At 53.1% G+C, this 8,045-nt stretch carries 14 protein-coding genes; 1 reads left to right on the forward strand and 13 read right to left on the reverse strand.

Annotation, left to right across the window (positions count from 1 at the left end; genetic code table 11):
• On the reverse strand, positions 1–452 hold a 452-nt coding region (locus ACOYNV_RS23840), incomplete at its 3' end, for a hypothetical protein (protein ID WP_422902304.1).
• Positions 453–498: 46 nt separating this feature from the next.
• A complete protein-coding gene (locus ACOYNV_RS23845) occupies positions 499–777 on the reverse strand; it encodes an HU family DNA-binding protein (protein WP_422902305.1) in 279 nt (92 codons plus the stop codon).
• A gap of 189 nt (positions 778–966) precedes the next feature.
• Here ACOYNV_RS23845 and ACOYNV_RS23850 point away from each other — a divergent pair, with 189 nt between their 5' ends.
• Positions 967–1,203 (forward strand): hypothetical protein, encoded by a 237-nt coding sequence (locus ACOYNV_RS23850; protein WP_422902306.1) that lies wholly within the window; start codon positions 967–969, stop codon positions 1,201–1,203.
• A 63-nt stretch (positions 1,204–1,266) separates the two neighbouring features.
• On the opposite strand, the gene ACOYNV_RS23855 is transcribed toward ACOYNV_RS23850, so the two are convergent.
• The 11 genes from ACOYNV_RS23855 to ACOYNV_RS23905 all read right to left on the reverse strand — a co-directional run bounded on the left by ACOYNV_RS23855 (position 1,267) and on the right by ACOYNV_RS23905 (position 6,903).
• Positions 1,267–2,502 carry a hypothetical protein gene (locus ACOYNV_RS23855; RefSeq protein WP_422902307.1) on the reverse strand — a complete coding sequence of 412 codons (1,236 nt, stop codon included), beginning with the start codon at positions 2,500–2,502 and terminating at the stop codon, positions 1,267–1,269.
• Positions 2,499–2,996 carry a siphovirus Gp157 family protein gene (locus tag ACOYNV_RS23860; protein WP_422902308.1) on the reverse strand — a complete coding sequence of 166 codons (498 nt, stop codon included), beginning with the start codon at positions 2,994–2,996 and terminating at the stop codon, positions 2,499–2,501. The genes ACOYNV_RS23855 and ACOYNV_RS23860 overlap by 4 nt, the downstream gene beginning before the upstream one ends.
• Positions 2,993–3,460 carry an HNH endonuclease signature motif containing protein gene (locus tag ACOYNV_RS23865; RefSeq protein ID WP_422902309.1) on the reverse strand — a complete coding sequence of 156 codons (468 nt, stop codon included), beginning with the start codon at positions 3,458–3,460 and terminating at the stop codon, positions 2,993–2,995. The genes ACOYNV_RS23860 and ACOYNV_RS23865 overlap by 4 nt, the downstream gene beginning before the upstream one ends.
• A gap of 9 nt (positions 3,461–3,469) precedes the next feature.
• Positions 3,470–3,973: a hypothetical protein gene (locus ACOYNV_RS23870; RefSeq protein WP_422902310.1), complete on the reverse strand. Its 504-nt coding sequence runs from the start codon at positions 3,971–3,973 to the stop codon at positions 3,470–3,472.
• A 91-nt stretch (positions 3,974–4,064) separates the two neighbouring features.
• Complete coding sequence (locus ACOYNV_RS23875; protein WP_422902311.1) at positions 4,065–4,622, reverse strand: hypothetical protein; 558 nt, start codon at positions 4,620–4,622, stop codon at positions 4,065–4,067.
• A gap of 257 nt (positions 4,623–4,879) precedes the next feature.
• The gene (locus ACOYNV_RS23880) at positions 4,880–5,533 is read right to left on the reverse strand and encodes a phage replication initiation protein, NGO0469 family (RefSeq protein ID WP_422902312.1); all 654 of its coding nucleotides are present in this window, start codon (positions 5,531–5,533) and stop codon (positions 4,880–4,882) included.
• A gap of 70 nt (positions 5,534–5,603) precedes the next feature.
• A complete protein-coding gene (locus ACOYNV_RS23885; RefSeq protein ID WP_422902313.1) occupies positions 5,604–5,822 on the reverse strand; it encodes a hypothetical protein in 219 nt (72 codons plus the stop codon).
• Between the two features lie 112 nt (positions 5,823–5,934).
• Positions 5,935–6,096 (reverse strand): hypothetical protein, encoded by a 162-nt coding sequence (locus ACOYNV_RS23890; protein ID WP_422902314.1) that lies wholly within the window; start codon positions 6,094–6,096, stop codon positions 5,935–5,937.
• A 32-nt stretch (positions 6,097–6,128) separates the two neighbouring features.
• A complete protein-coding gene (locus ACOYNV_RS23895) occupies positions 6,129–6,344 on the reverse strand; it encodes a hypothetical protein (protein WP_422902315.1) in 216 nt (71 codons plus the stop codon).
• Entirely contained in the window at positions 6,344–6,607 is a 264-nt protein-coding gene (locus ACOYNV_RS23900; RefSeq protein WP_422902316.1) for a hypothetical protein, read from the reverse strand. Before ACOYNV_RS23900 ends, ACOYNV_RS23895 begins: the two co-directional genes overlap by 1 nt.
• Positions 6,604–6,903, reverse strand: a complete 300-nt coding sequence (locus ACOYNV_RS23905) for a hypothetical protein (RefSeq protein WP_422902317.1) — start codon at positions 6,901–6,903, stop codon at positions 6,604–6,606. Before ACOYNV_RS23905 ends, ACOYNV_RS23900 begins: the two co-directional genes overlap by 4 nt.
• Positions 6,904–8,045 lie beyond the last annotated feature (1,142 nt).

Below are 8,045 nucleotides of genomic sequence, written 5' to 3' on the forward strand. Positions count from 1 at the left end.
TGAGTATTCTCACCGTCTATGTGAAATGTATTCAGGCGTAGTGAAATGTCACGCACCACCTTCGCGTCGTGCTTGCGGATTATTTCTGATGCGTTGCTTGGCAGAGCCAGTGCGTTTTCTGCAAGCATCTCAAGGTAGTCCAGCCCGTTGTTGCGTAACACCTCCTTGAGTACCTGCTTAAAACCCTCATTCTGCACGGCGAGTTGGTTACACTTGTCTTTGCTGCTATCAAGTTCCACCATGTATGTGGTTTTAAGTAGCTGCATGCGGAACAACTCGGAATCAAGCTCAACAATCCGCGCCTTCAGCCACTCAACACCTTCGGCATAAATGCCGAGATACGGGACTCCTTCAAGCGCTTTCTCTACTGCCTTGTTTGATTCCGTTACTTCGGCAAGCTCGGCTTCAAGTTCTTTGATACGCATTTGCTGCCCTGCTATCAGTCGGTTCATATCAACTCCCTATCCGCCAGTTTTCAGGCTGGCGGGTGGATTCGTTTTACTTTCCGTTCGCTGCGACAGCAAGCGTCTTGCCGGCCTTGATCTTGACGGCGTTCTTGGCGGGTATTTCAATCGCTTCGCCGGTGCCGGGGTTGCGCCCTGTACTCGCTGGCTTGGCGACAACCTTGATCTGGAGGAAACCGGGGATCATGATTTCCTCGCCTTTAGCGACTGTTTCGGAAATGACGAATTGCAGGGCGTCAAGGTGGCTTAGTGCATAGGCTTTCGATTCGCCAGTACGCTCTGCGATTGCTGCGATTAGTTCTGTCTTGTTCATTTTGTTGCTCCTGCGTTGGTGGTTAAAACTTTGGATTATTCAGGGACTGCTTTCACGATGGCGCCATGCTGACTGCCGGTCTGAAGATCATGGCAAGCCGCGTCATTCCTTTCGGAGTAACGTGGCAGTAGGGCTTGCGTACTTCAAGGCCCGGTTGCGAGCGGTTGTCAAGTGGGGTAGGATTCGCGCATGACCACGATGATTTCCGAAGTCTTTGAAGCCTTCCGCGCCGCCGGCGTTCCGGAGGACAAGGCACGCAAGGCCGCAGAGGCGCTTTCTTCCGAGAGCGTTGCAACAAAATCCGACATCAACCGCATCGAAAAAGAGTTGCTGGCGATCAACGGCAAGATCACCCTGATTCAGTGGATGCTGGGAGTGGTAGTAGCCGCTACGGTCATTCCGCTGCTCAAGCCCTTGCTTATCTGACTCAGTGCGTGATTCGCCGCACTGCGCGTTAGGCGACGGCATGTGGGCAGCACCGCAATACATTTAAGCTGCCTTCCTCTGCGACATTTCCGCATCAAAAGCCTCAACCTTTGCGCGGGCATCCTCAGCAGTCCGCAGATCCCGATCGCCATTTGCAACTGACGATACGAACAAATCCCGCGACTTCTCGAATATCGGAAGATTGGCGATTGCCTCCGGGTCATAGGCTTGCTCAGGCTCAACGAATGGAATAAGCGTGCCATGCACTGCGCTCACCAACCCGGCGCAATGCGGGCAAGAAAGCGGAGTTACTTTGACGCCATAGGCTTTCACGCGGCAGGCTTCGACCTTGGCGATCCAGATAATCAACTCAGCTTTGTCGACACCGAGCTTCGTCTGAATTCTGGTAATCTTCGATGCCGCTTCGCGCAACTTCTCAATCTCGACGCTACGCTTCAATGCGCGATCTTCTTCGGCCATGCGCCGTGCAAGCTCATCCCGGTCAGCGGCCAGTCGCTTTGCATTCTCGGCGGCGATTACCCGGCGACCCTCGGCGATCTCGTCGCGGGCCAGTTGCAGGCGCTTTGCTTCAGCCTCGCGATCTACTTTGTCGGCGGCATCACGAATCGCCTGCTCTGCTCTCAGCCTCGCAAGCTCTTCACGCTCCGCCTTGATTCGTGCGAATTGTTCATCCTGCTCGGCTTTGGCTTTGATCGCTTCAGCCTCGGCGCGCACCAGGGCGGCGTGGATCTCGGTAAGCTTGGCAAGTGACTCAGCTTTGGCGGTAACTGCTTCGTCGTGAAATTCGGCAAACGTATCGTCTATCTCCGTTCTGGTCAGCGCATCAATGTCGAACTGGACTACCGCAGCCGTTGCGCCAGCCGTAAGCGATGGAAGCGTGCGGATGCAGTTGATTCGACCTTGGATAATCATGACGCGCAGGCTTTCTTCTCTGGCCTTCTCTGCCTTCTCTCTCGACTTCTCGGCATCCCATTCGTCACGGATGCCGACCAGTCGGGATTCTTCCGGCTCGATGATGGCGACCAGCCGATTCGTTTCAGTGATTACAGCTTTGCTGAACTGCATGGCATCGTCGCGGGCGGCTTTCCCGGCCTTCTCGATACCGATACGAGCGCCCTTGGCGGTCATCGCTGCTGCGTGGCATTCCGTGCGTCCGTCGGCATTGGTAATGGCGGTGATTGACTGCGATTGCATGGACAGCGATTGCAGGTAGGCTTCTGCGGTACTGGATTCAAGCGCAACAGCGGCGCGGGCGGCTACGGTCAGTTGGGTGGTCATTTGATACTCACTGTCATGTGTTTTTCGATGTGCGCACCAGGCACCGGGAAGCCCTCTGCAATCGCTTTTTTTATTGCCGCCTTATCGGGCTGCGTATAGGCTGCGACCGCTGGCTTTTCCGTCAGGTAGTTGAACGGGAGAAGCGACTCGTCATCAATGATCGTGCGCTGGCTGGCCTTCAGGCTGACAACGAACCAGGGCGACTTCACCTTTGGCATGTCGGCCAGTTGCATGTTCGCCAGAAGGTAATCCTCTAGGCTATCGGCTCGCTTGTCAGTGGCCTTGGCGCGTAACTGCATGGACGCTATGGCGTCGTCTATGGCCTTGGACTCGGCACGCATGTTCTGGATAACCTTGGCGGTGTTGATGATCTTCTCCGACAAGTCGCCGGACATTCCTTCTAAAGTGTCTATGATTACTTCATCAGGAAGATTAGAGTCCATTAACTTTTCTTCTGCTAATTTATATTCAGAAGCTAATTGATAAAGGTTCATATAATTCTCAATTCATTACGACGAATTTTCCCAATATGCCCATAAGAAACACCAAGAGTTTTTGCTAGGGTCCTGAGTGATTCTTTTCCGTTTCGTATTTCTTTAACTTGCATATCTGTAAGTTTTGACACTCCGCTGTTTTCTCCTTTTGCTTTTCTTTCCCTTCCCTTTTCAACCATATCGTCATAATTGTCTTGATATGTCCCAACAAACAAATGGTCTGGATTAACACATGACCTAACGTCGCATTTGTGGCAAACAAGCATATTTTCTGGAATTTCTCCAATAAACAATTGGTACGAAACCCTAGATGCTACAAGCATTTTCCCGCTAACCCTAAATCTGCCGTGTCCTGTTTTATTTATATTTCCTTGCCAAATCCAACACTCTGAATTAATGTCAATTTTTATTTTTTCTATGAATCTATCCTTTACTGGATTTGATTTGTACCGATTGCCTCGCATATCTATCTCCTAGATCACTGCACCGAGGGCGTCCATAGCGGCGCGGGCGTATGGCAGTTGCGTACCCGCCAATTCCACCTTTTCTTCAAGGCGCTTCTGGCTGGCTGATGTTGTAAGCTCTGACAGGATGCCGAACATTGACAGGGCGGCGTTGTGCTTCGTCTGCTTGTCTTTTGGCAGGGCAGAGTAATTGACGCAAATCAGCTTCTTTGACGTGCGCTTGGAGTGACGGCGGAAGTGGGCGCGTGCCTTGTCGGACAGGTCGACAATCTCGGAATCGTTAAGCCGGATCATGCCGACACCGCGCACCACGTCGAAAACCATGTTGTTGTCGCGCTGGACTGCCCGGCGTGCGGTTTCGAGCGTGCCACGGAATTTTGTCACGTCACGCCCGATGACTGAGGATAGCGCGGCATAGGTGATGGTTGCGCCGACGGCGATATGTTCGAGCGATTTAACGAGTGCTGCTGAGTCGCTGCTTAACCGGAAGTCCGGATGTTGTTTCGTGTCCATTTACTGCTCCTTAGTTGTGGTGAATCCTTGTCTTGTCTTGCCATGCCAAGCCGCGCCGCGCCGCGCCCAGACGCGCCGTACTACCTACAAACTATTGCCAGTTGATCGATTCAACCTTGAACCGACCGTAGAATCCGTTGTTACGTGGGCGGAATCGCCCGATACCGATGAAAGCGCCGGCTTGCTCAAGCACGCTCTTGAAAACGTCCTCGGTCACCGTCTCATCGAGAATGTGGAACGTCACCTCTCCGGACCATTGGTGGATGCAGGGGAAGCATTTTTCGACTCGCTTACCAGAGCCGCGCACCCCGTCGGCAGGAACAAATAACCACTCGCCGGGTACGTCGGCCTTCTTCACGTTGAGAATCAAGGCATCGACAACCAGCACGCCAGCCTCAAAGTGCTTTGTGTAGGTGCTTTTCCCCTTGCCTGGAATCTGAATTGACAGGAACTTTGCGGCTTCGCTCAGGCAGTTCTTGAACGACATCGGCGGAATGAACACGCTGCCGTCATCCGTGGAGTGCATACGGTCGCGCCATGTCCGCGCCTCGTAGTCTTTGTGTAACTCCTTCGGGAGTTTTTCGGTTTGATAATGCTTGCTTTGTGAGTAAGGGCTTACGCCTTTTAATTTAACAATTGCTGTTTTCATTTGTTACCTTTCGTTTGTTGGTTAAAAACTTGCCTTGCCCTGTCATGTCTCGCCACGCCTTGCCGAGCCCTGCCATGCCGAAATGCTTTCGCATCGGTCAGCACCCTTTTCAAGATGCTGATTGCTGCGTGATGCCATTGCCTTGTCTTGCCATGCCTTGCCTCGCCTTGCCGAGCCTCGCCAAGCCACGCCCGACCTAAATGCTTTCGCATCCGCTAACCACCTCTTGCGAAGTGGCTAGATGCTGCGTCAAGCGGTCAAAAAGGCAAATCGTCTGGCATGTCGTCGAAACCATCGCCGGGGTTCTCGCTCTGGTGTTCTGTTGCTGCCTTCTTGCCGCCCTTCCACTCGGGAGCCTTCTTGATGGCCTCCTGAAGCTTCTCGTGGAATCCGTTGAACATTTCCATGTCTGGCCTGTCAAGATCGAACACGCGGTCTTTATGCACTGCTACCGGCTTGGCGTCCTTGAATGCGGTAGGCAGCTTGGTAAGCCCGCCGACATTGCTGTACGTCTTTCCGCCATTCTCGGAAGTGGTCACGTTGACCATGCAGTACTGACCCATGAGCTTGGCAATGTCGAATGCCTTGGCCTCTTCGTCGGTAAAGTCACGACCGCGCCAGCTTGCAAGGTCTTTGCGCAGCGTGGCCTTCTCATGCAGGCTGACGGTGTATGACTTCTTGATCGTCATCGGCATTACCGCGCCATCAAAATCAACGGTCAGCGGATGGCCGTCGTCGTCTTCGCCGAACAGTTCCCAGCCAATCTGTATCTTGTGCTGATCCTTGACGCCGTACTGTCCCTCGGTGCGCTGCGTGCCAAGGTCGATAAGCGAAAAGCAGCGACCGATGAATGCGCCTGAAGGAACGCGCTTGAAATTGCCACCGCCTGAATCTTTTGCAATGAAGCCCATGATGTTTCTCCTATGATTTAAACCGGACTTACCAGCGCCGGAATGCTGTTAAATAAATTAGGTGATTCGGTTAAAACGGTGTTGCTTCTAGTTGCTGGTGTCTTGCCGCATCGGCGGCGTCGTGCATCCGTCCGAGGTAGTAGTTGCGCTGGATCTCGGTCGGATAGTAGAAGTCGGCTACCGACACCCCGCAGCTACCGGCGAGCGTTTCCAGATCGTCGCAGTCAAGCACTGGAACCAAGCGGCTAAAGATGTTGCACAGTTGATCGTGTTGCTGTTGGTGGCTCATTTCGTCATCCCCTTAGCGATGATTGATGGATACGGTGTCTCGTACTGGCGGTCGAGATACCCGGCCAGAAAGAAGGCCAGGCCAACTACCACCAGGCAGAATGTGGTTTTGCTCACAGTGCATCCCTCGCTTCTTCAAGTGCTGCTTGTTTATGCAAAATCTGCATCATCATGTTTCCGTAGCTCGATACTTGATGCAGTAGCGAGGTCATTTCATTTGAAATTACAATCGCTTCTTGGAACAACTGCTGTCGCTCGGATTCGAGAATGAACATGGCTTTCGCCTTGTCGCTGATTGATACGGTTCTCATGCCACGGCCTTTTTGATGGCATCGCTGGCTTGCTCGTATTGCCACGAATTCACAACATCAGGGCAGTCACGGTCGATAACCATCAAAGACCACGACAGCCAATTAAGAAGATCAGGAGCAGCGGCGATCAACTGAAGCGTCTTGATACGCTCATGGCCGAGAATCTGATGGTGTGCGATCAACTCGTCATTGCTCATGAATCTGCCGTCCATCACGATGCCAGCTCACAGCACTTCGATGTGGCGTCGGTCTTCTCGTAGGCGTCCATCACACAATGGCTGACGGCATCGGCCAGTTCTGCCTTGCGCTCCTCATGCACATTGACGATCTTCACCATCATTGCCTTTTCGTTTGGCCCGTAGATGCCTATCAAGTCCTCGCCAAGGTCTGTCTCACGCCTGATTGCGTGGATGACCAACGGCTCGTAGTGGATCACCAGGGTTTCTTCGCGGTATTGAATGAGTGCGGTTTTCATGCTGCATCCCTGTAGTCTTCTGGCGCGTTGAATTCCGGTTCTTCGTTGTCCAGTATGTCCTTGATTCTTTCGGTTACTGAGTCCCAATCAGGGAACAGCGGGAGGATATTCACGCCCTTGACGATGGCCGAAACCAGTTCAATATCGCTATCACAGCCGGGGTCGTAATTCTCGCTATTGCCGAAGCGGCCCGACTCGGCGCAACCGGCGGAATACTTGACGGTGAAATCCACATCGTTCTCGCCAAGTTCGCCAAGATCGAGGGTTAGCGTCACCTCGCGGGTAGTTGAACTCATCACGACTCCTTGTAAGATGGGCAGTTTTGAAGGGACTGCCCGAAAACCCTTGCTCGTGTTGCCCGTCTGTGTCGTGTCGTCCCTGTGGGAGTCGTCTGTTATCACTGGCGTCTTTGTTTCTGCGGGAACCACCCCGTACTACTGTTCCTTGCACCTTCTTTACTGCCACTGCGTACTGCGTTGTCTTGCTCAGGATTGAGCAAGTGGGAGCATTCGCGCTGGGGATGCCATCCCCATGTCTCGTTAATCGGCTGGTGCTCAGGATGAGTTGCTTCGGAGGAAGCCTGAACATCGAACGCAACATGCTTTCACTTGCTACCTGAAGCAGAACAGCGGAATGACCTGCTCATCCGGCTTGCAATCGTGGGGGTCAGCATTTCGGCCGATTGGCTGTCCTGACGATCACTCACGGAGTTATGTACAAGTCACTCCGCTGTTCTGCCTTCCCTGCACCATTTGCCCGACTGCGGCACTATGGTTTTGCTGCCCGGTGGTTCTCCCGTTCGCTCATGCCCCTGCTTGCGCGGTGCCTTCTTGCTTGGTTCGATGCCAGACTCGCTGGCTTTGCCGGTGTTCGTGGTGCGGTGTTGATGTAGTGATTATGAGCGTACTCATGATAGTAGTCAATAGATATTTGAGCATACTCATGATCCAATATATAATTCTCCCCATGCCGTGAAATCTGCGGCAGTGGAGTAGCGAACCGAACCTAGTCGCTACAGGAAGAACCAGGTCAGATGGTATCCATGCAAGGTAAAGCCGATAGCAATGTTCAGGTGAAACGCGTTGGGGCTATCGGTTGATTGGGCGAACTAAGGGCAAGCGCCAGCCGTGGAAGTGGATAGCGGCCTTGTGGAGTATCACGCTGAAGAACGGTGCCAGCAGTTAAAGCTGTTGGGAAAGCCGGTGATGGGCGCTACAAGGTGTCAGCTTGGACAGAGCGGCAGCCGGGCCTCGAACAATGGGGGTTGATAGTCTGTCTTGTTGCGCTGGAACATTTCTCGATAAGCGCAGCCCGTTGCTGAGTACCGGAAACCTAACCGACGCTCAACACGGTTCCCTTGAACCAAGATTATTCTTGGCTATGGGTGTTATCTCGCGCCCCTATGGAGCCATTTGAATCGCGGCTTAATGGAGCCACC

Origin of the sequence: Propionivibrio sp., assembly GCF_049316945.1 — a bacterium.
Taxonomy (GTDB): domain Bacteria; phylum Pseudomonadota; class Gammaproteobacteria; order Burkholderiales; family Rhodocyclaceae; genus Propionivibrio.